The sequence below is a fragment of the Megasphaera indica genome (genome assembly GCF_046614755.1).
Taxonomy (GTDB): domain Bacteria; phylum Bacillota; class Negativicutes; order Veillonellales; family Megasphaeraceae; genus Megasphaera; species Megasphaera intestinihominis.
This window is the reverse complement of record NZ_JBKKJR010000002.1, coordinates 99,742-120,287: the sequence shown is the minus strand read 5'-3', so window position 1 is coordinate 120,287 and position 20,546 is coordinate 99,742. Positions and strand designations below refer to the sequence as shown.

Sequence of the window (20,546 nt, the reverse complement as noted above, 5' to 3'; positions counted from 1 at the left end):
TAAGCTATCCTATAAGCAAGAAAAGAATTTTACAAGAATCGTTACGAAAAGGAGGTAGTCTTATGGGTTTGATCAAAGCGGCAATGGGAGCAGCCGGCGGTGTCCTGGCTGACCAGTGGAAGGAATTTTTCTATTGTGACAGTATGTCCCCTGATATCCTCATGATGAAAGGGCAGAAACAGACGAGTTCGCGCGGTCGCAGTTCCAATACGAGCGGCGAAGATAATATCATTTCCAATGCTCGAAAATCGCCGTCAACAATGGCCAGTGCATGATGATCGTCGAATCGGGCAAGGTCGTCGACGTCTGCAATGAACCGGGCGAAGATATCTACGATATGTCGACAGAACCATCTATCTTTACGGGAGACCTCGAACAGGGGCTCCGGGATATGTGGGGCCAGATGAAGGAACGCTTTACCTTTGGCGGCGATACGGGCAAGGACCAGCGGGTCTACTACTTCAACATGAAAGAGCTCATCGGCAATAAGTACGGCACGCCGCAGGAAGTCCCGTTCAAGATGAAAGACCCCGATACGGGCCAGATTCTCTTGATCCGCCTGCGCTGTTTCGGCGAATATAGCTATCGCATCGTCGACCCGGTCCTGTTCTATACCAACGTAGCGAGCAACGTCGCCGACCGGTATGAACGCAGCCAGATCGACAGCCAGCTGAAATCGGAACTGCTCAACGCCCTGCAGCCGGCCTTCGCCAAGCTCAGTGCCCAGCGTATCGACTACGTCGAACTGCCGGGGCGGACCTTTGAAATCGCCGACGCACTGAATGAAGTCCTGTCCAAGCGCTGGCGGGAACTGCGCGGCCTGGAAATCGTATCCTTCGGCATCAACAGCATCAAGGCCAATGAAGAAGATGAAGCGAAGATCCAGAAAGTACAGATGGGCAAGACCCTGTCGGATCCGTCGCTGGCCATGGGTGCCATGGCCGATGCCACCAGCGATTCCCTGCGCATGGCGGCCCAGAATGAAGGCGGTGGCGGCGCGGCTTTCGGCTTCATGAATATGAATATGGCCGGCAATGCCGGTGCCGGCATGTATCAGCAGATGGCTCAGCAGCAGGAGCTGATGGAACGGCGGCAACGACTGATGGACCATCAGCAGTTAGAAGCTGAAATGGCCCGAGTGAAGGCCGAAGCAGAACGGGGCGTAGCTGCGCAGGCAGGCAGCTGGACTTGCCCGCAATGCGGCACGGCAAACCTGGGCAAATTCTGCCTGAACTGCGGCACGAAGAAACCGGAACCCAAGCCGGCCGATACGTGGGACTGTGACTGCGGCCAGACGGGCAATACGGGGAAATTCTGTATGAACTGCGGCAAAGCCAGACCCGAAAGGGCAGAGGCGGACGCGGGATGGACCTGTCCCCAGTGCGGCGCTGTCAACCAGGGCAAGTTCTGTATGGAATGTGGGACGAAGAAACCGGCGGTCGCCCCGCTCTTCAAGTGCGACAAGTGCGGCTGGCAGCCGCCGGATCCGCATCATCCGCCGAAATTCTGCCCGCAGTGCGGCGATCCTTTCGACGAGCACGATCAACAATAGCGTAAGAAATGAGGTGAGCTTATGGCCAATACTTCCGTAGGCTATAAATGCCCGAACTGTGGCGGCCCCCTGGCCTTTGCGCCGGGGTCGGAAAAAGTGACCTGTCCGTACTGCGATACGGAATTTGAAGTCGCCAAAATCGAAGAACTCTTTGCCAAACAGGAAAAATTGGCTGCTGAAGCCCAGGCGGCGAAAGAAGCCAAGTGGGATACGGCCGATGCCGGCAGTGAATGGGGCGAAGACGAAGCAGCCCAGATGCAGACCTTCACTTGTTCCTCCTGTGGCGCTGAGCTGGTCAGCGATGGCAATACGATGGCGACGGAATGTTGCTACTGCGGCAACCCGACCATGATTCCCAGCCGTTTTTCGGGGATGCTCAAGCCGGATTTCGTCATCCCCTTTAAAAAGACGAAAGACGAGGCCGTAGCCGCTTTGAAAGAATTTTATAAGGGCAAACGGCTTCTGCCCAAGGCCTTCACGGCCAATAACCGCGTCGAAGCCATCCAGGCCATGTACGTGCCTTTCTGGCTCTTCGATTCTGATGTGACAGCGTCGGCCGAATTCCGGGCTGAGACCGATACGGTCTATGAAACGAATGATGAAACCGTGACCGAGACCAGCGTCTACCGCTGCGACCGCCAGGGGACCATGCGCTTCCAGCGTATTCCCGTCGACGGCAGCCAGAAGATGGACGATACCTATATGGAAAGCATCGAGCCTTACGATTATCACGACCTGGTTCCCTTCAGCAGCGCCTATCTGACGGGTTATCTGGCCGATAAATACGACGTCGATGCCGAAGCCGCCGTGCCCCGGGCGGACGAACGGGTCCGCCAGAGCGCCCTCGGCGTTCTCGAAGATACCGTCGAAGGCTATGACCGGGTAGAACTCAAAGAAGATGTCATCAGCAAAGATGAAGGGGCTGTGTCCTATGCCATGGCGCCCGTGTGGATCCTGACGACGCGTTACCAGGACCAGCCGTATACGTTCATGATGAACGGCCAGACCGGCAAGATGGTCGGCAGCCTGCCTTATGACAAGGCCAGGGCCAACCTGTACTGGGCCGGCAGTGCCTTGATCTTGACGACGATTTTCTACTTCATTGCCAAGTGGTTCGTGTAAGGAGGGATAGCCATGAAAGGATATGTAACCAAGAGTCTGCTGTTCCTGGCCTGTCTGTTCTTCCTGGCGATGAATGTCTTGGCCGCCAATCCGTCCAGCCTGGCTGACGGGGCCCAGCTCCTGAAGGGCAGTGAACGCATTGCCGTGCTGAATGAACTCGGCAACATTGAAAGGAAATACGGCGTGCGCCTGGCCGTCGTCACCGTCAAGACGACGAATAAAGTAAAAATCGGCGACTATGCCAATCAGCTCCTGGACAGCACCTATACAGACGGGAAGAACGGCAATATGGTCCTGGTCCTGGCGATGGATACGCGGGACTATTACGTAGCCACCGATAAAGCCATGCGCCAGCGCATCAGCGATAAAGGCAGCCTTCCCGTCTTGGAAGAGAAATTCCTGCCCTTGCTGAAAGAAAAGAAATATGCCGAGGCTTTCAAAGCCTATGCCTTGGAGTCCGGTGAACTGCTGGCCTATTATGAAGCCAATGGCAAGGCCTATGATCCGCATGACGCCTTCAGTTGGACGGCGCTGCTCATCGCCCTGGCTCTCGGCATCGGCGGCGGCTTCCTCATCCGGCGCTATCTCATCAGCACCATGAGCAATGTCGCACCGGCCCTGGCGGCGTCGGCCTACCTCGATGAGGACAGCTTCGACCTTACGGAAAAGGAAGATACGTTCCTGTTCATGAATGTATCCCGCGTAGCCAAAGCGAAAAAATCGGGCCGCAACGACAGTACCGACGAGAATCACGGCGGTGGCGGCGGGAAGTTCTAAGCCGGCTTATGAGGAGGGTTCGTTATGAGATATGGGAAGAAAATACTGCTCATGCTGATGGCAGCCTGCCTGATCGGCACCAGTGCCTCAGCCTGTGAAGGTGCCCCTTACCGGTCCGTGCGCCTGGAGTCTGATGAGGCCCAGCAGATTCACGTTTTTACGCAATGCTGGGATACCATTTACCCGATGGACGGGAACCCCTTAAAGGAATTTGCCGTCACCGACCTCGACGGCAACGGCCTGCTGGAAATCCTGACGCGGGCCCAGAAGGAGGGAACTGTTCCCCTTGTCTATGAAGTGAACCCACAGCGTCAGGGGATAACCTTGAAAAGCAAGCAATGGTATTATCGTCACGTCTTCCAACATGACATCGCCTGGTTCGTCATACATCCTGAAACGGCAGCCGGTCCCTGGGTGGGCCGTACGGAAACTGTCGAATGGATGCTCCAGGACAGCTATGACATCTATATGGGACGTAAGAATGCGTTTGGTTAAGAATGATTGGTATGGGGAAAATTTCTACGAAAGGCATCATTGTCTATGTATTGAAGGCCTATTGAGAAGGAGGGAATGGGATGGCTTTTGGCAGAAAATACTGGTTGGCCCTGGCTCTCTGCCTGGCTCTGCATGGGTCGGGCCAGGTCCGCGCCGACCTCGTCGTCTTACATACCAACGACGTCCACTGTGGTGTGGAAAATCAACTTGGCTATGCCAAGGTAGCTCAATATAAGAAGGACTTGATGAAGAACCCTGACGATACGGTGCAGCTCGTCGATGCTGGCGATGCCATCCAGGGCGAACCCCTGGGCAGCCTGACCCGGGGACAGGCCATTATCGACATCATGAATGTCGCCGGCTATGATTTCGCCATTCCCGGCAATCACGAATTCGACTACGGCATGGCGCGCTTCCTGGAACTGGCGCCGCAGCTGAACGGCGGCTATTACAGCTGCAACCTGATTGATCTGCGGACGGGGAAACCGGTCTTCCCACCGTATAAGATGGTGACTTATGACGGTGGGAAAAAGGCGGCCTTCATCGGCGTGACGACGCCGCAGACCCTGATTTCCTCGACGCCCCGCTACTTCCAGGACGATAAGGGGCAGTTCATTTACGGCTTTTCCGAAGATGCGACAGGACAGAAACTCTATGAACAGGTCCAAAAGGCCATCGACCAGGCCTGGGACGAAGGAGCCCGGACCATCATCCTGGTCACTCACCTGGGCCAGAATGGGTCGCTCCCGGTCTGGACCAGCGAGGCCCTGGCTGCACATACGCAGAAAGTGGCAGCCATCATCGACGGTCATTCCCATGAACGCTATGAACGGCTGGTCAAGAACCGCAAAGGCCAGCCTGTCCTCATCGCCCAGACGGGAACGAAATTCCAGTCCGTCGGCAAGCTGGTCATCGATGACTACGGCCACGTGCGGGGCGAATTAGTGACCCGGCTGGATGGGTCCGATGCGGCGACGGAAGCTGTCGTGCAGCGCGGGATGGCTGTCGTCCGGGAACGGCTCCAGCAGCCGGTCGCCACATCACCGGTGGATTTCGTGACCGACATCGAGGGCCAGCGGCGCGTCCGCAACGGAGAAACGAATCTGGCCGATTTAGCTGTCGATGCCATCCGTTACCGCCTGCATACCGATGTGGCGCTCCTGAACGGCGGCTCCTTCCGGGCTCCGCTATCAGCCGGTGTCGTGACCTATGAATCGCTGTACCGGGTCTTTCCCTTTTCCAATCAGCTCGTCGTCTGCAGCGTAACGGGCCAGCAGCTCCTCGATGCCCTGGAAATGGGGGCTTCGCGGTATCCTCAGGCATTCGGCGGATTTTTGCAGGTGTCCGGCCTGACTTACCGCATCAATCCGGCGATTCCCAGTTCCGTCGTCCTCGACGATAAGGGCCGTTTTGTCAAAGTGGCCGGCCCGCGGCGGGTCGAAGATGTCCAGGTCAACGGCAAGGCCATCGAGGCCGATGAAGACTACCGCGTCGGCGGTACGGCTTACGTCCTCTGCCATGGCGGCGATGGACAGACCAGCCTGCAAGGCGGCATCCTGTTGGAAGATACGGGCCTGTCCGACGTCGAGGCTCTGGCAGCGTATCTCTCCCATAAGGGAGACACCCTGGCTGCTGACTATGGCAACCCGGCCGGACAGGGACGGATTATCGTCGGCCCGTAAACAGCAGCTGTGTGACGGCTATAGAAAAGGAGGTATTTTCGATAAATCAGATGATGACCAAACGGCTTCTTTCACTAGTGGCGGCAGGCCTCGTTTTCGCCGCTTTCCTGGCCGGATGTGGCAGTAACGCACCGGAATCACCGAAAGCGGATGCCGTGAAGATGGAAGCCATCCAAACACTTAAACTGGCTGGCAAAGACGTACCGCTCTATGAATTGACGGGGACCGAGCTGCCTCACTTCGTCAATTCCCTTCTGGCCGTAACAGTCGATGCGGTCTATGCTCCGACTCAGGAGAAAGGGGAAGACGATGCTCATCTCTGGAAATTCCCGATGAAAGGCGACAAGCTCTCGGCCGGACAGGAAATCGGTCTGATGAAACGGTACTGGCTGACGACGAACGGCCAGAACGTCTATTTTTGCCAGGGCAATCATGTCCAGGGCATCTATGACGGTTCGGCTGTCCACGGCAGTGATACGGTCTATTTCGATCGCGAAGGGGCCAGTGCGACGGCCGGCATCATGCGGGGCACGCTCACGAAAGACGGCTTTTCGAATCCCAAACTGCTGCTGGCTACCTTTGGTTATATGGACCAGCGCAAGGCTGCTAAAGACGAAGTCGCTCCCAAGCTGATTGCAGCTGATACAGACGGCTTCTATATGCAGTGGACGGCCCGTAATGGTTCGAACAATGGCACGGGATGGACGAAACCGGTTTATGCTTTTGACCCGGATGGCAAGGAACTGCGTTCTTTTGAAGTAAATACAGGCCTGGCTGAAGGAATGCAGAAAGCTTCCGCCAGCGGACCTATCGTAGTGACTCAGGACTATGTCGTGTTTACCGGACGGGGCCTGTTCCGCATTTTCAATAAAAAGACCGGTGCCGCTGTCGGAGATATCACCTATCAGATTGACGACCAGGTCTACACGCCCGATGCCATCACCACGGACGGAACGAACCACGTCTATTTCACCATTTACAATCGTCAGCAGAACGTTCAGCACCTCTATCGCCTGGATCTGCCCTAACGGTAAGGGACTGTCCCATGAAGGCTTCTGCCCATCATGGGGCAGTCTTTTTTTTGCCTTTTTATCTGTCATGACAGTTGCGTTGTTGAATTATGTCATGTGTCATCTATCGGCCTAATGAAGACACTATGTTCAGCATCGGCGGCAGTTTCGGCGGCGGTGAAAACATGATCAATGCCGGCGTCAGCCTGAAAATCGGCCGCGGCAACCATGTTTCCAACTCCCGTGTCGCCATGGCGAAAGAAATCCGCGACCTGCGGCAGGCCCTGGCTGCTGAAATCGCTCAGCTCAAAGGGATGCATCATCTGGCTATCGACCCCGATAAGAGCCTGCTCTTCCCCGATGTAGCCGATAACCACTGGGCTTACGAATACGTCAGCAAACTGGCTGGCAACGGCATCCTCGAAGGTTATCCCGATGGCTTGTTCAAGGGTAACCAGATGATGACGCGCTATGAATTTGCAGCCATCGTCTATCGCCTGATGGAAAAAGGACTTGGCCATACGGATCCGGAAATGAACCGCTTGGCTCGCGAATTCAGCAATGAACTGTCCTATATCCGCATCGATACGATTCATCAAGATAAAGACGGCACGCCGACGGTACAGCGTGTCCGCGTCAAGAAATAAGGACGGAGTTTGTAGAAGATGGCTTTAAATTTAAAACCATTCACTAAAAACTACAAACTGCAAACTTAATACTCAAAAAGGCGCTGTCTTATGTTATAATTAATAAAAAGCAACGGTTATGTGTACGGAGAGGCAGGTGACGGAGGTGGAGAAACTGGGCAGGCTGGTGTGTCTTTGCTGTCTCTTTTGGCTCTTGGCATTTACCGTAGTCCCTGGGGCGGTCCTTTTGTATGATCACGACCATGGCCAGGCTTATGGCCGGACCTTGACGGAACTGGCAGGGGAAGAGGTGCAGGGCCAGCCTTCGTCCCAGCTGTTGCGCCGGTTGTCTGAAGAGGATGTCCTGGCCATCGAGGCCTACGACGTCCAGGCCGCGGTCTTACAGCAGAATAGCCAGGTTCCTTATTATTGGTATCCCCACTATACGGCGACGGTCGTCCTGGCCGTAGCCGACACTTGTCCTTTTCCTATCACAGGCTGGCAGAGCCTGGAAACGTCACCGGTATCGCTGGCGCTGACGGCCGATGAACCGGAGTCGCTCTTTTTCATGCAAGCCATGAGCTATGGCCTGGACGGGAATCTGTCTGGCCAGGCTGGGATGGACCTGTTGCAGCGCATCCAGGAACAAGGGCGTTTGCAGATGGCAGAAGGACCGCAGTACTTGCCGGCCCAGGTATGGGTCCTCTTTGATTACCAAGCCCGGCAGTGGCAGCGTCGGGGAGCGCCTATTCATATCGTCGTCCCTGTTGAAGGGACTTTATCGTTCCAGAAAGGTTTACTAGCTAAACGCCCGTTGGCTTTGAATAACTATAAGTTATCGGAAATGTTAATATCTCAAGGTTACACCCCAATCCCACCATCTCCAAGCCAATACATTTCAGACAACGAAACGCTTTTCCAAGAAGCTGACAAGATTTCCCGACAAATCGATTACCGCCTTTCCAAGGTTTACCGGCTTACCAGCTTGACAGGTATCAACCACCTGACTTGGTACATGGCAGCGTTGTTCCTGGTCATCCTCTGGGGATGCCGCTTGCGGCGCCAAGTCCTGCAGCCGCCTGTCCGCCAGGCCTATCTCGGCGTCATCATCACTCTCTGTGCCTGGATATTGCTCCGCTGTTTCAAATTGAGCCTTCCCGTCTTTTGGGCTGATTGGCTCCGCTGGAGCTGGTATAGTTATTATCTCTTTTATGGGCTCCTCATTTCCCTATTGGTCTGGATTGGCTATGTCGCCTCTCACATCGGCCTGACCCGTTCTTGTCCGTCATGGCTGAAGCCCGTCTTTGTGGGGAATATGCTCCTGGCAGTTGCTGTCATGACAAATGATTTCCACCAATGGGCTTTTACCTTTCCGGCTGGTGTCATCGCAGCTGACAGCAACCACGGCTATGGTCCCTTATATTTTCTCTTGGCTTTCTCTTATGGAGCCGAGTTCTTAGCCGTCAACGGTGCCCTCTGTTATACATCCCTGCACCAGCGCGTAGGCCCGTCTTGGCGGCTGGTCCTGCCCCTGTCCTGTACCCTCGTATATGGCAGCTATGTTGTCGGCTACGCCTGGGGCCTGCCGAATGTCTTCCGTTCCGAATTGGTCCTGACGACGGTCATCTGTACCTTGGTCTGGCTGGAAATCGTCACTAGAGGGCGGTTCGTCCCGGCCAATGAAGGCTATGTCGAATTTTTCCGCCAGTCGAGCCTGGCCATGCAGCTCTGTGACGATACGGGACGCGTCTGCTATGCCTCGCATGACGTAGAACGCAAAGTACAGACCGATTGGGAAGCCCAGTCCATGCCCATCCGCGGCGGCTGGGTCCGCTGGTATCGGGATATCCGCCCTTTGCGGGAAAAACAGGCCGCCCTACGCCGTGTCAACCGGGCCCTGACCCGGTCGTATGAACTGCGCTGTCGGGCCAATGTCATCCGCCGCCAAGCCGTAGACCGCCAGGTCCGCCAGCGCATCTATAGGGAACTGGAAGCGGTCATTACCCGGAAACGGCCGGCCATCGAAGCCCACCTGGCCTATCTCAAGACGGCCCGCCCCGGTCCCGATACGGATGTCGTCGTCTGCTGGCTCCATATCTTGGCTTGTTATCTGAAAAAGCGCTGTGTTCTCTTGTTGCGGGGACGAGAAGACGGGACACTCGATGCCCGGGAATTGTTCCTGGCACTGCAGGAATCGCAGCGGTACCTGGACCAGGCCGGCCTCCAGGGACGGGTCGGTTTCGACCTGTCAGGGAGACTGCCGGCGTCGGCAGCCCTGACCTTATATGATGTCTTTGAAGAGGTGGGGGAGGCGGCCCTGGCTCAACATGAATCGTATTGGCTCTGTCAGTTCCGAGAATCGGAGAAGGACTGGATCTTTTCCCTGGTCTTGGAACAAGCCGAAGGTCCAGACTGGCTGCCTGTGTGGCAAGGCCTGGCCGCTTATGACGTCGCCGTGGACTGTGACGATACAGGCTATGGCCGGCGGCTGACCGTCTGTGTGGGAAAGGAGGGGGACCATGGTTAATCTCTATACCTTGCCGACGTATGTCGTCGTCCTGTTCATCGGTGTGATTCTCTGTCTTTTCCTAGCTAACAGCGTCCTCTATTATTACCTCATGCCGCAGGCCCAGTTTCGCCAGCTCGGCCGCAAATGCTTGGAAGGGAGCAGCTTGCTCCTGCTTATGGCGGTGGCGACTATTTTGTATGAAGTCTACACGGACAGCCTGAATGGTATCGTCTACGACGAAGCGACGGATTTCTGGCGCTACAGCACCGCCCTGGCCGGGACGGCAGGTGCTGTGTACTGGATCCATGACCGTCAGGCAGGCAGCCTCTGGGTTCTGGCAGCGTCTATCCTGTTGCTGCCCGTTTTCGATGACTGGCTGCCAGGCTCTTTGGTCCTGGCCCTGGTTTGTCTGGCCTGGCGCCTGATCCGACTCTTTCCACGGACTTACAACCAGTATCAGCAACGTCTGACGGCCCGCTCCATCCAGACGGCCGTAGACTGCCTTGATGAAGGAATCCTCATCAGCTGGGAAAAGGGCGAGCCTGTGCTGGTCAACTTTACCATGTATGCCGTCATGGAACAGCTCGTCGGCACAGTCGTCCGCAATGCCAACATCTTCTGGCATCTCCTGCCCTTTTGTGGCAATCGCCCCGGCCTTTCTATGGAACGCCAGGGTCGGGATCTGCTCTTTCGTTGGGATTCTGGCCAGGCCTGGCTCTTGCAGCGGCGCCCTATCCGCTTCCGCCGCCAGTCGGGCTGGCAGATTACGGCAGCCAATGTGACGGCTCTTCATCGCTTGAACCAGGAACTGGCCCAGAAGAACGCTGTCCTGGAACAGCGCAATGAAGAAATGAAAGACGTCCTCGACGGCCTCGTAGCCCTTCAGACCCGGCAGACGACGGAGAGCCTCCACTATAAGATACACGACCTCCTGGGTCAGCGCATCACTATCTTGCAGCAGCTCCTGAATAACCCGAATGTCAGCGATTACGGCGAAATCCTGCCGCTCGTCGAAGATGTCCTGTCCGATTTGCGGCGTGATGCCGTGGCCAATCCGCAAGAACGGTTAGATGCCTTGGTGACGACGTACCGCAACTTGGGCATCGCCGTGACGGTAGAAGGGATGTTGCCTGCCGATACCCGCCGAGCCGGGGCATTCGTGCGCATCATCCGCGAGGCCATGACCAACGCCTTGCTCCACGGCCAGGCCCGGTCGATTGCCGTGACCTTCGGTACCGGCCGGCAGCCTGCTTTAGTCATTGCCGACGACGGCCAGGGCTGTCCGGGCCCCATCCAGACCGGTATGGGCCTGCAGGCTATGGAGCAGCGGGTACGGGCATTAGGCGGCCGTCTGACGCTGACCAAGACACCGCACTTTATCATTACTGTAGAAATGGGGGAGAACCATGATCCGACTGATCATCGTAGACGACCAAAAAATCTTGCTTGAAGGATTGAAGAAAATATTTGAAGGCCAGCGGCATATTGAAGTCGTCAGTACCCTGTCTTTTTCGGAACTCGTCGAACCGGCTTGCAACCGGTTCCGACCCGACGCCGTCCTCCTGGATATCTGCATGGAAGGGAAGAACAGCGGCATCGCTTTGACGCGGCGCCTGAAAAAGAAATACCCCGGCCAGAAGGTTATCATCATGACCGGGTTCCAGGATGTAAGCTTTATTGAAATGGCCCGCGACGCTGGGGCAGACAGCTTCATCTACAAAGAGAGTGCCGCCCGTGATTTCATCGACTGCCTGGAGCGGACCCTGTCCGGGGAGCACCTGTTCCCGGATGTACGGGAAAAAGTGACCTTTGGGGCCTGCCATATCAGCCTGACGGACCGGGAGCTGGATATCCTCCGCCTGGTCTGTCAGAACCTGTCGTATCAGGAAATCGCTGATGAATTGCAGATCAGCAAGCGGACGGTCAGCTTCCACATCAGCAATATGCTCAGCAAGACGGGCCACAAAAGCCTGATTGGCCTGGCCGTTGAAGCCGCCGATAAGGGCTATGCCCCGTCCCGTCAGAAGTAAGCCGTCAGGCTCGTGCCGATGACCGTTTCCCGGAAGTCTCCGGTCCAGGCCGTATGGTGGCGGTTCTTCAGGGAAAAGCCTTCGACGGCCCAGGCCAGGCCGGGCTGGACGATGTAATCGAGGCGGGTGCCCCAGCCGCAAAAGCCCATACGGCGGAAGAAGGTCGTGTCGCCGTCCATGGTATGGTAGAGGATGGACGCCGACGGCTGGTCGTAATAGCGTATCCAGGCTTCATACGAGCCTTTTTGCCGCTCGTCGAGGTGGCCATAGGTCAGGGCGGCGACGAAACCGGAATCGGTCGTATCATAGTCGTCGGCGTCGTGGCGGCCCCAGGCGTGGAGCAGGTCCAGGCTGGCTGTGAGCTTGGGCGTCAGCTCATACATCAGGCGCCACTCGGCGATGCGCTGTTCGTCGAAGCCCGTGCCGGCCCGGCTCTGGCCAATCAGGGAAGGCCTCGAAGAGGGCAGGTCCTGGAGACGGCGGAAGTCGAGATAGGCTGCGTCGCTCTTCAGGCGGCCGTGCTGGCTGCTGTAGAGCAGGCTCCAGCCCCGCAGGCGGTGTCGGTCATCCGAGCCCGTCGTGCGGCCGGCAAAGAAGGTCAGGCTGCCCGGCCCGGTAGTCTGCTCTCCCAGGCGCAGGCGCAGGCCGTCGACTTTCTTGTCGATGACGTTGCCATCGAGGAGGTAGTAATTGAAACGGCCCGCTTCGACTTTCAGCCGGGCCTGTTCGTGCTGCACGTAGAGTCGTCCGAGGTATAAGTGATGGTCGGCGTTCGCGTCCTTGTCGTTGCGCAGGTCTTCGAGCTGCGTGCGCAGCGACGTCTTTTCGTTGAAGTGGATGAAGGGGAAGAGGCGCAGGCGGCGCGTCGTCAGGTAAATCCGTTCATCGTGGCGGCGGACCTTATCCGGGGCCGTACGGCTGTCGGCGCGGAACTGGCCGCGGCCCCAGAGCCAGCGGTAGTCACCGTGGATGTCGACGTAGGGATACGTGTTTTTTTCCGTGACCGGGATTTCCTGATCCTCCAAAGGCGCTGTGTCATCGACCGGCCTTTCCGGGACGGCCGGCGAACTGGCAGACAGGCCGAGGGGGATGAGCACGGCCCAGGCGAGGCAGGCGGCTGTTTTCCATGGCGGGAAGGACTTCGTGTTCATGAGTATATCCTTTCACAATACTTTTTTATAAGTATATCATGCCTGAAAGTCTGCTGTATACCATACTGGTTTACAAAAAGGCACTTTCAACATGGTGTCCCAAGGGAAGACCAACCAGGAAATCGCCAAGGCCCTCAATATCGCCGAAATCACTGTCAAGAAGCGCCTGTCCCAGCTCTATCAGCGCTTCGGCGTGACCAATAGGACCGGCCTGATCCATAAATTCAAGGGCAAGGCCTGAAGGCTGTCCGTTGCGGCAGGCGGCGATGGCCTGTATAATGGAGGGAAAATAGATAGGAAAGAGGAGATCGTTTATGAAAATCAGGACGGCTACGATGGCCGATTTAGCCGCTGTGGCGGCTGTAGAGAAAGCCTGCTTCCCGCCGGCAGAAGCGGCGACGGCCGATGAATTCCGGGACCGCCTGGCCCATTATGCGGCCCATTTCTGGCTGCTCTTCGATGAAAAGGGGGACCTCGTGTCCTTCGTCGACGGCATGGTGACGGATGAACGGGATTTGACTGACGCCATGTACGCTCAGGCGGCCATGCATGACGAAAAGGGGGCCTGGCAGATGATTTTCGGCGTCAATACCCTGCCTTCGTGCCGCCGCCATGGCTATGCCGGGAAGCTCCTGGAAGCGGCCATTGCCGACGCCAGGCAGCAGGGACGACAGGGCCTGGTCCTGACCTGCAAAGACAAGCTCCTCCCGTACTATGCGAAATTCGGCTTCCAGAACGAAGGCATCAGCGCCTCCGTCCACGGCGGCGTCACCTGGTACCAGATGCGCCTGACTTTTTAAAATGAGGTTTTAAAATGAAGTGATGGTTTTAAATTTTAAACCATCCGCTAACGGCTAACTGCTAACGGCTTACAAGGGCTGTCGCATGTGCGACAAGCCCTTGTTTAATCCATGAAAAACGTGTATAATTAAAGTTAGTCTGATGATTTTTATGTATGTCGACAGGGGAGATGTGTTTGTTCATGAATAAAACGATCGTTACGTCTATTTTTGTCGTATTGGCCTTATTATTATCGACGACGTGGGACTTGCTGGCTGTCAAGATTTTGCTGACAGGCTGTCTCATGGGCTGGCTGGCCCGGACTATCGTCGCCAATTTCCAGGCCAATGCCAAAAAAGCCGCTGCCCGTAAGAAGCGGGTCCGCCGTCCGCGTGCGGCCCAGCACAGTCAGGCCAGCCGGACGAGCCAGGCCGGTGTATCCGGGCACTGAGGATGAAAAAACTGAAATCCATAAAATATAAATAATTGTCACATTGACATGTAATATGTTAAAGAGATTAAACGAAATCATAACGTTTAATCTCTTTTTTATTCTTAAAAAATATAAGTAAAACGCCGATGATGACTTAATAGTATATTTGACAGGCCCTTTTAATCGTGTTATACCGTACACATGCGCAGAAGCGAAGATGTATTTTATGGCATTCATTTTTATTTACCTTAACATCTTCAGCTCCTCCGCATAAATCCATTTGTTTTTTTTGGAGTATAGGAGGAATTTCTATGAATGGTGTTGTTTTAGTCACTTGTGCTATCGTCATCCTGGCGGTAGCCTATCGGTTCTATGGCAAGTGGCTGGCTAAGACGTGGGGCATCGACCCCAACGCCCTGACGCCGGCCCATCGCCTGGAAGATGGCCAGGATTATACGCCGTCTTCTAAGTTCACGGTCTTTGCCAATCAGTTCTCGTCCATCACCGGTGCCGGCCCTGTCACGGGCCCGATCATCGCCGCTGCCTACGGCTGGCTGCCGGCTTTCTTATGGCTCATGATCGGCGGCGTCTTCTTCGGTGCCGTCCAGGACTTCGCAGCCCTCTACGCATCCATGAAGAATGACGGCAAATCCATGGGCGTCCTCATCGAAAAGTACATCGGTACGACGGGCCGCCGCCTGTTCCTGCTCTTCTGCTGGGTCTTCAGCCTGCTGGTCATCGCCGCTTTCGGCGATATCGTCGCTACGACGTTCAACGGCTTTGCCAAGGATGGTTCCCTGGTCCTGCCCAATGCGGCAGCTGCATCCATTTCCATGCTGTTCATCTTCGTCGCCATTGCCTTTGGCCTGTTCATCAAGAAGTTCAATCCCAGTGAAAAAGTACGCTTCGTCATCGCCATCGTCCTCTTGATCGCCATGCTCTATGTCGGCATCGACCTGCCGATTTACCTGGACCGCATGACCTGGCTGTACATCATCTTCGCTTATATTTTCTTTGCTTCCATCATGCCCATGTGGCTCCTGAAACAGCCGCGTGACTACATCAGCGCCTTCCTGCTGCTCATGATGATCGCCGGCGGCGTCATCGGTATCTTCATCGCCCAGCCGACGCTGAATATGCCGGCCTTCACGTCCTTCTCGGTCGGCGGCAAGGATTTGTTCCCGATCCTGTTCATCACCATCGCCTGCGGTGCCGTTTCCGGCTTCCACAGCCTCGTTTCGTCTGGTACGTCGTCGAAGACCCTGGATAAGGAACAGGATTCGGTCTTCGTCGGCTACGGTTCCATGTGCGTCGAATCGGTCTTAGGTGTCGTTTCCCTGGTCATCGCCTGCGCTGCCGCTTCCAACGGCCATGTCGCTTCGGGCACGCCGTTCCAGATCTTCTCCGGCGCCGTCGCTGGTTTCTTCACCATGTTCGGCCTGTCCCAGACGGCAGCTGCCTGCATCATGACCATGTGCGTTTCTGCCCTGGCCCTGACGACCCTCGATGCCGTCGGCCGTATCGGTCGTATGTCCTTCCAGGAACTGTTCAGCGTCGATGAAGGACAGGAAATGAACACGATCCAGAAAATCTGCGTCAATAAGTATTTTGCTACGGTCATCACCTTGTTTTTCGGCTTCCTGCTCTGCTTAGGCGGCTACATGAACATCTGGCCTCTCTTCGGCTCGGCCAACCAGCTGCTGTCGGCCATGGTCCTCATCTGCCTGACGGTCTTCCTCAAGACGACAGGCCGCAAGAGCTTCATGCTCTACGTCCCCATGGTCGTCATGTTCTGCGTTACCATGACAGCCCTCGTCGAATCGGCTTATGCCCTGATCATCAAGATTGCCTCGGGTAACTGGTCGCTCCTCATCGAAGGATTGCAGTTCGTCCTGGCCATCGCTCTCATGGTCCTGGCCATCTCCATCGTCTACCACTGCGGGAAAGAACTCGTCCACGCCGACAACAAAACGGCACACCACGACGCCCAGCCCACGGCGACGCATTGAGGGTGTCAGCAGCTAGCAGTCAGCAGTTAGCGGTTAGCAGCTAGCAGTCAGCAGTTAGCGGTTAGCAGCTAGCAGTCAGCAGTTAGCGGTCAGCAGTTAGCAGTTAGCAGCTAGGGGTTAGCTGTTAGACACTAACGGCTACCCCCTAACGGCTAATCCCTAAAAAGGGCCTGCTGTATATGCAACAAGCCCTTTTTACTTATAAAAAAATATAATTTATAAAGTTAAATTCCTATCAAAAGCCATGGGTATAACGTTTACATTGTAAAATATGAAAGTTTCTGCTTAAAATCCCTTGACAATATACTCTGTAAAGTGTACACTCTTGGTAACGTTTCCGATAGGAAGCTATTCATTTTAGTCATCAAAGAGGTATGTTATCATGGGGTACTTAAAAAATTTGACCATCATGTGTTGTATGATATGATCGTATTGTACAACCATTCATAAGGACAATACAATACGAAACCTATTCATCCAGAGCAGCTGAGGGACTGGCCCGATGACGCTGCGGCAACCTACGTAGGTAAGGTGCCAATTCCAGCAGGAAATAACCTGGCAGATGAAGTCATGGGCATACGTCTATTTATAGCGCCATCTGCATCAGCAGGCGGCGCTTTTCTTTTTGCCAAAAAGGAGCTGAGTACATGGAGCATGTGGCAACGTATTTGACAGAGCTGATCGGCAACACGCCGCTCTTGGAACTGACTCATTGGCAGGCTCGGCACGGCCTCAAGGCCCGCGTCCTGGCCAAGCTGGAGTACATGAACCCCTTGGGCAGCGTCAAGGACCGCGTAGCGGCAGCCATGATCGACGAAGGGATACGGCAGGGGAAGATCAACAAAGATACGGTCATCATCGAACCGACGAGCGGCAATACAGGCATCGGCCTGGCCCTGGTCGCCGCCGTGAAGGGCCTGCACCTGATCTTGACCATGCCCGATACGATGAGCCTGGAACGGCGTAAGATCGTGTCAGCCCTGGGGGCGGAAATCGTGCTGACACCGGGCATCGAGGGGATGCGCGGCAGCATCGGCAAAGCTGAAGAATTGAGGGATTCTTACGGCAATGCCTTCATTCCCCAGCAGTTCGACAATCCGGCCAATCCAGCCATCCACCGCCAGACGACGGCGGAAGAAATCTGGCGCGACACGGACGGCAAGGTAGATATCTTCATTTCGTCCGTCGGCACAGGCGGCACCATTACCGGTACGGCCCAGGGCCTGAAAGGCCATAAGCCGGACGTCCAGATCGTCGCCGTTGAGCCGAAAGATTCCGCTGTCCTGCACGGAGGCCGGCCGGGCCCGCACGCCATTCAGGGGATTGGCGCCGGGTTCATCCCGAAAGTTTTGGATATGTCTCTCGTAGATGATGTGATCGACGTATCCAATGAGGACGCCTACGGCCGGGCCAGAGAAGTCGCCAAGACCGACGGCCTTTTGGTCGGCATTTCGTCCGGTGCGTCGCTTCAGGCAGCCCTGGAACTGGCCAGCCGGCCGGAAAACGAAGGCAAGACCATCGTCGTCCTCCTGCCGGACGGCGGCGAACGCTATTTATCGACGGCTTTATTTGAGGGGTAAGGAATCTAAGCCGGTATAGAGGGGGAAAGAAAATGAACAAGAAGCGCATCATAGCTATACTGGCTTTTTCGGCGGCACTCGCCGTCGCTGGGGCCTTGGCTGGCTGCGGACGCAGTGATACAACCGAGGGCGGCGGCACGATGACGCTGACCAATGTCTCGTATGATCCAACCCGTGAGTTATATAAAGAATACAATGAATTATTCCAGCAGCACTATCGTGAGACGACAGGCAAGGATATCCGCATCATCCAGTCCCATGGCGGATCGGGCAGTCAGGCCCGGTCGGTCATCGAAGGCAGCAAGGCCGATGTCGTGACCCTGGCCCTGGCCCACGATGTGTCGCTCATCGAAAGGGCCGGCCTCATCCATGAAGGCTGGCAGGGGGATTTCGCCAACGATTCGGCGCCGTACACGTCGACCATCGTCTTCCTGGTCCGCAAGGGGAACCCGAAAGGGATACGTGACTGGGACGACCTGGTAAAGCCCGGCGTGAGCGTCATTACGCCGGACCCGAAGAGCAGCGGCGGCGCCTGCTGGAACTTCCTGGCCGCCTGGAGCTGGGGCCTTGACCATTTCGGGGGAAATGAAATCAAGACCCGGGCCTTCATGACCGACTTGTACCGCAATGTGACGGTCATGGATTCCGGCGCCCGCGGCTCGACGACGACCTTTGTCGAAAACGGACAAGGTGACGTCCTTATCGCTTGGGAAAACGAAGCGCTTTATTCGATGCGCGAATATCCCGATAAGTTCGACCTCGTCGTGCCCAGCATCAGTATCCTGGCCCAGCCCAGCGTGGCTGTCGTCGACCGCCTGGCCCGGCGCAAGGGTCATGAAGAGGCGGCTCATGAATACCTGGCCTACCTCTATTCCGATGAGGCCCAGGAACTGGCCGCCAAGAACGGTTTCCGGCCGTCTAATCCGGATATCCTCCGGCGTTATGCCGACCGCTTCGATCTCAAGGTCAAGCTGACCAAGATCAGCGACTTCGGCGGCTGGGAGGCTGCGTATGTTAAATTTTTCAACGACGACGCCTTGTTCGATAAGATCATGGCCGACGTCAACGGCGATGCATAGGAGGGGAGCCGGATGAAACACTTTTTTGCCCGTTCCGGCGGGCGCAATCAGATTATTCCCGGCTTCGGCCTGTCCATGGGCATGACCCTTACCATGTTGTCCCTGCTCATCCTCATCCCGCTGGCGTCGGTCCTGGCGCACTCCCTGCAGCTGACGGCCAATGACTATGCCAAGCTCATCACCAACAGCGGCATCCGCAACGCCTTCATCACCAGCATTTCCTGTTCTGTCCTGGCGGCTTTGGTCAACTGCGTCTTTGGCTTCATCCTGGCCTGGGTCCTGGTCCGCTACGATTTCTTCGGGAAACGTCTCCTGAACGGCGTCATCGAACTGCCCTTTGCCTTGCCGACGGCTGTCGCCGGCATCACCCTTTCCAAGCTCTATTCCGATACGGGCTTCTTCGGCAGTTTCTTTGCCAGCTATGGCATCCAGATCGCCTATACCAAGATCGGCCTGACCATCGCCATGGTCTTCGTCGGCATCCCGTTCGTCGTCCGCTCGATCCAGCCGGTCCTGGAGAAGCTCGACCCGACGTATGAAGAAGCGGGCAGCATGCTCGGCGCGTCGCAGTTCACCATTTTCCGGCGCATCATCTTCCCGGAACTGCGGCCGGCCCTGTTGACGGGCTTCGGCCTGGCTTTTGCCCGGGGCCTCGGCGAATACGGCAGCGTCATCTACATTTCCGGCAACAGTGCCAAGCATCATACGCAGGTCGTTTCTTACGTCATCATGCAGAAGCTCAATTACGTCGATTACGCCAGCGCCACGGCCATTGCCCTGGCCATGCTGGTCATCGCCTTTGTCACACTGTTTTCTATCAATATGATCCAGGTCCATCAGGCCCGGCGCGTCCAGTAGAGGAGGGGAGCCATTATGAAACACAGTAAGACAGAAATCGCCTTGCTCACGATCAGCGTCGTCTTCGTCGTGGTCATGCTCATCGTCCCCCTCGTGTCGGTCCTCACCAACTCGCTGGCCGAAGGCTGGGACTTCTACGTACAGGCCCTGACGACGCCATACGTCCTGTCGGCCCTGCGCCTGACCCTGATCGCCACGGTCGCCGCCGTCATCGTCAATACTATCGTCGGCCTCGGTGCGGCCTGGGCTATTTCCAAATTCGACTTCCGGGGCAAGCATTTCCTGACGACCCTCATCGATATACCCTTTTCCATCTCACCGGTCATCGCCGGCCTGGCCTTCATCATGACTTTCGGCCGCATGGGCTGGATCGGTCAGTGGATCGAAGTCCTCAACGACTACTGGGGGACGGATATCCAGATCGTCTTTGCCGTTCCCGGCGTCATCTTGGCGACGATTTTCGTTACCTTTCCCTTCGTCTTCCGGGAAATTATCCCCGTCTTCAGCACCAAAGGGCGCGATGAAGAGGAAGCGGCGGCCCTCATGGGAGCCAGCGGCTGGACGATTTTCTTCCGCATCACCCTGCCGCAGATCAAATGGGCCCTGCTCTACGGCATCGTCCTCTGCACGGCCCGGGCGCTGGGCGAATTCGGTGCCGTCAGCGCCTTGTCGAAACTGCGCGGCGAGACTTTTACGCTGCCCCTGGAAATCGACGCCCTCTACCAATCGGGGTCGGCCGATGCCATTACGGCGGCCTTTGCCGTATCGTCACTGCTCGTCTTATTAGCCATCATCGTCCTGCTGCTCCGGACTTTCCTCGAAGCCAAGGCCGATAAAACGTCATAAAGGAGGT

Annotated in this window: 20 protein-coding genes and 1 riboswitch; of the genes, 19 read left to right on the top strand and 1 reads right to left on the bottom strand. The window is 56.2% G+C overall.

The window, feature by feature from the left end; all coding sequences use genetic code 11:
• Positions 1-62 precede the first annotated feature (62 nt).
• The 11 genes from ACFCTO_RS02105 (at position 63) to ACFCTO_RS02055 (ending at position 11,803) form a co-directional block, all read left to right on the top strand.
• Positions 63-275, top strand: a complete 213-nt coding sequence (locus tag ACFCTO_RS02105; protein ID WP_499876307.1) for a hypothetical protein — start codon at positions 63-65, stop codon at positions 273-275.
• A complete protein-coding gene (locus tag ACFCTO_RS02100; protein WP_499876306.1) occupies positions 272-1,552 on the top strand; it encodes an SPFH domain-containing protein in 1,281 nt (426 codons plus the stop codon). The genes ACFCTO_RS02105 and ACFCTO_RS02100 overlap by 4 nt, the downstream gene beginning before the upstream one ends.
• A 21-nt stretch (positions 1,553-1,573) precedes the next feature.
• On the top strand, positions 1,574-2,674 hold the full coding sequence (locus ACFCTO_RS02095; protein WP_014016676.1) for a TFIIB-type zinc ribbon-containing protein: 1,101 nt from the start codon (positions 1,574-1,576) through the stop codon (positions 2,672-2,674).
• Between the two features lie 12 nt (positions 2,675-2,686).
• A complete protein-coding gene (locus tag ACFCTO_RS02090) occupies positions 2,687-3,451 on the top strand; it encodes a TPM domain-containing protein (protein ID WP_292262606.1) in 765 nt (254 codons plus the stop codon).
• Between the two features lie 24 nt (positions 3,452-3,475).
• Positions 3,476-3,946, top strand: coding sequence for a hypothetical protein (locus tag ACFCTO_RS02085; RefSeq protein ID WP_499876305.1), 471 nt, complete (start codon positions 3,476-3,478; stop codon positions 3,944-3,946).
• Positions 3,947-4,026: 80 nt separating this feature from the next.
• Positions 4,027-5,628, top strand: a complete 1,602-nt coding sequence (locus ACFCTO_RS02080; protein ID WP_499876304.1) for a bifunctional metallophosphatase/5'-nucleotidase — start codon at positions 4,027-4,029, stop codon at positions 5,626-5,628.
• A 50-nt stretch (positions 5,629-5,678) separates the two neighbouring features.
• Positions 5,679-6,656 carry a hypothetical protein gene (locus ACFCTO_RS02075; RefSeq protein WP_499876303.1) on the top strand — a complete coding sequence of 326 codons (978 nt, stop codon included), beginning with the start codon at positions 5,679-5,681 and terminating at the stop codon, positions 6,654-6,656.
• 92 nt (positions 6,657-6,748) lie between these two features.
• Positions 6,749-7,285, top strand: coding sequence for an S-layer homology domain-containing protein (locus tag ACFCTO_RS02070; protein WP_292262474.1), 537 nt, complete (start codon positions 6,749-6,751; stop codon positions 7,283-7,285).
• Positions 7,286-7,511: 226 nt separating this feature from the next.
• Positions 7,512-9,791, top strand: a complete 2,280-nt coding sequence (locus ACFCTO_RS02065) for a hypothetical protein (protein WP_499876302.1) — start codon at positions 7,512-7,514, stop codon at positions 9,789-9,791.
• On the top strand, positions 9,784-11,223 hold the full coding sequence (locus ACFCTO_RS02060) for a histidine kinase (protein ID WP_499876301.1): 1,440 nt from the start codon (positions 9,784-9,786) through the stop codon (positions 11,221-11,223). The genes ACFCTO_RS02065 and ACFCTO_RS02060 overlap by 8 nt, the downstream gene beginning before the upstream one ends.
• Positions 11,180-11,803, top strand: a complete 624-nt coding sequence (locus ACFCTO_RS02055) for a response regulator transcription factor (RefSeq protein WP_294025542.1) — start codon at positions 11,180-11,182, stop codon at positions 11,801-11,803. The genes ACFCTO_RS02060 and ACFCTO_RS02055 overlap by 44 nt, the downstream gene beginning before the upstream one ends.
• Here ACFCTO_RS02055 and ACFCTO_RS02050 read toward each other — a convergent pair.
• Positions 11,794-12,954: a hypothetical protein gene (locus ACFCTO_RS02050; RefSeq protein WP_481324872.1), complete on the bottom strand. Its 1,161-nt coding sequence runs from the start codon at positions 12,952-12,954 to the stop codon at positions 11,794-11,796. The genes ACFCTO_RS02055 and ACFCTO_RS02050 overlap by 10 nt on opposite strands.
• Positions 12,955-13,045: 91 nt before the next feature.
• Here ACFCTO_RS02050 and ACFCTO_RS02045 point away from each other — a divergent pair, with 91 nt between their 5' ends.
• From ACFCTO_RS02045 to ACFCTO_RS02010, 8 genes are all read left to right on the top strand, one after another.
• The gene (locus ACFCTO_RS02045) at positions 13,046-13,195 is read left to right on the top strand and encodes a response regulator transcription factor (protein WP_499876300.1); all 150 of its coding nucleotides are present in this window, start codon (positions 13,046-13,048) and stop codon (positions 13,193-13,195) included.
• Between the two features lie 73 nt (positions 13,196-13,268).
• Complete coding sequence (locus ACFCTO_RS02040; RefSeq protein ID WP_294025535.1) at positions 13,269-13,754, top strand: GNAT family N-acetyltransferase; 486 nt, start codon at positions 13,269-13,271, stop codon at positions 13,752-13,754.
• 182 nt (positions 13,755-13,936) lie between these two features.
• Complete coding sequence (locus tag ACFCTO_RS02035; RefSeq protein ID WP_292302397.1) at positions 13,937-14,185, top strand: hypothetical protein; 249 nt, start codon at positions 13,937-13,939, stop codon at positions 14,183-14,185.
• Positions 14,186-14,478: 293 nt separating this feature from the next.
• On the top strand, positions 14,479-16,176 hold the full coding sequence (locus ACFCTO_RS02030) for a carbon starvation CstA family protein (protein ID WP_444310783.1): 1,698 nt from the start codon (positions 14,479-14,481) through the stop codon (positions 16,174-16,176).
• 470 nt (positions 16,177-16,646) lie between these two features.
• A riboswitch (SAM riboswitch) is annotated at positions 16,647-16,745 on the top strand.
• Positions 16,746-16,823: 78 nt separating this feature from the next.
• On the top strand, positions 16,824-17,756 hold the full coding sequence (gene cysK / locus ACFCTO_RS02025; RefSeq protein WP_292261151.1) for a cysteine synthase A: 933 nt from the start codon (positions 16,824-16,826) through the stop codon (positions 17,754-17,756).
• A 32-nt stretch (positions 17,757-17,788) separates the two neighbouring features.
• Positions 17,789-18,835 (top strand): sulfate ABC transporter substrate-binding protein, encoded by a 1,047-nt coding sequence (locus tag ACFCTO_RS02020; protein ID WP_499876299.1) that lies wholly within the window; start codon positions 17,789-17,791, stop codon positions 18,833-18,835.
• Positions 18,836-18,847: 12 nt separating this feature from the next.
• Complete coding sequence (gene cysT / locus ACFCTO_RS02015; RefSeq protein WP_020310950.1) at positions 18,848-19,693, top strand: sulfate ABC transporter permease subunit CysT; 846 nt, start codon at positions 18,848-18,850, stop codon at positions 19,691-19,693.
• A gap of 15 nt (positions 19,694-19,708) precedes the next feature.
• A complete protein-coding gene (locus ACFCTO_RS02010) occupies positions 19,709-20,539 on the top strand; it encodes a sulfate ABC transporter permease (protein ID WP_499876298.1) in 831 nt (276 codons plus the stop codon).
• Positions 20,540-20,546: the final 7 nt, after the last annotated feature.

Bases quoted from the DNA above. Each gene is read 5' to 3' on its own strand.
- ACFCTO_RS02105 (WP_499876307.1), top strand. From the start codon at position 63: ATGGGTTTGATCAAAGCGGCAATGGGAGCAGCCGGCGGTGTCCTGGCT.
- ACFCTO_RS02100 (WP_499876306.1), top strand. From the start codon at position 272: ATGATGATCGTCGAATCGGGCAAGGTCGTCGACGTCTGCAATGAACCG.
- ACFCTO_RS02095 (WP_014016676.1), top strand. From the start codon at position 1,574: ATGGCCAATACTTCCGTAGGCTATAAATGCCCGAACTGTGGCGGCCCC.
- ACFCTO_RS02090 (WP_292262606.1), top strand. From the start codon at position 2,687: ATGAAAGGATATGTAACCAAGAGTCTGCTGTTCCTGGCCTGTCTGTTC.
- ACFCTO_RS02085 (WP_499876305.1), top strand. From the start codon at position 3,476: ATGAGATATGGGAAGAAAATACTGCTCATGCTGATGGCAGCCTGCCTG.
- ACFCTO_RS02080 (WP_499876304.1), top strand. From the start codon at position 4,027: ATGGCTTTTGGCAGAAAATACTGGTTGGCCCTGGCTCTCTGCCTGGCT.
- ACFCTO_RS02075 (WP_499876303.1), top strand. From the start codon at position 5,679: ATGATGACCAAACGGCTTCTTTCACTAGTGGCGGCAGGCCTCGTTTTC.
- ACFCTO_RS02070 (WP_292262474.1), top strand. From the start codon at position 6,749: ATGTCATGTGTCATCTATCGGCCTAATGAAGACACTATGTTCAGCATC.
- ACFCTO_RS02060 (WP_499876301.1), top strand. From the start codon at position 9,784: ATGGTTAATCTCTATACCTTGCCGACGTATGTCGTCGTCCTGTTCATC.
- ACFCTO_RS02055 (WP_294025542.1), top strand. From the start codon at position 11,180: ATGATCCGACTGATCATCGTAGACGACCAAAAAATCTTGCTTGAAGGA.
- ACFCTO_RS02050 (WP_481324872.1), bottom strand. From the start codon at position 12,954: ATGAACACGAAGTCCTTCCCGCCATGGAAAACAGCCGCCTGCCTCGCC.
- ACFCTO_RS02045 (WP_499876300.1), top strand. From the start codon at position 13,046: ATGGTGTCCCAAGGGAAGACCAACCAGGAAATCGCCAAGGCCCTCAAT.
- ACFCTO_RS02040 (WP_294025535.1), top strand. From the start codon at position 13,269: ATGAAAATCAGGACGGCTACGATGGCCGATTTAGCCGCTGTGGCGGCT.
- ACFCTO_RS02035 (WP_292302397.1), top strand. From the start codon at position 13,937: ATGAATAAAACGATCGTTACGTCTATTTTTGTCGTATTGGCCTTATTA.
- ACFCTO_RS02030 (WP_444310783.1), top strand. From the start codon at position 14,479: ATGAATGGTGTTGTTTTAGTCACTTGTGCTATCGTCATCCTGGCGGTA.
- cysK (WP_292261151.1), top strand. From the start codon at position 16,824: ATGGAGCATGTGGCAACGTATTTGACAGAGCTGATCGGCAACACGCCG.
- ACFCTO_RS02020 (WP_499876299.1), top strand. From the start codon at position 17,789: ATGAACAAGAAGCGCATCATAGCTATACTGGCTTTTTCGGCGGCACTC.
- cysT (WP_020310950.1), top strand. From the start codon at position 18,848: ATGAAACACTTTTTTGCCCGTTCCGGCGGGCGCAATCAGATTATTCCC.
- ACFCTO_RS02010 (WP_499876298.1), top strand. From the start codon at position 19,709: ATGAAACACAGTAAGACAGAAATCGCCTTGCTCACGATCAGCGTCGTC.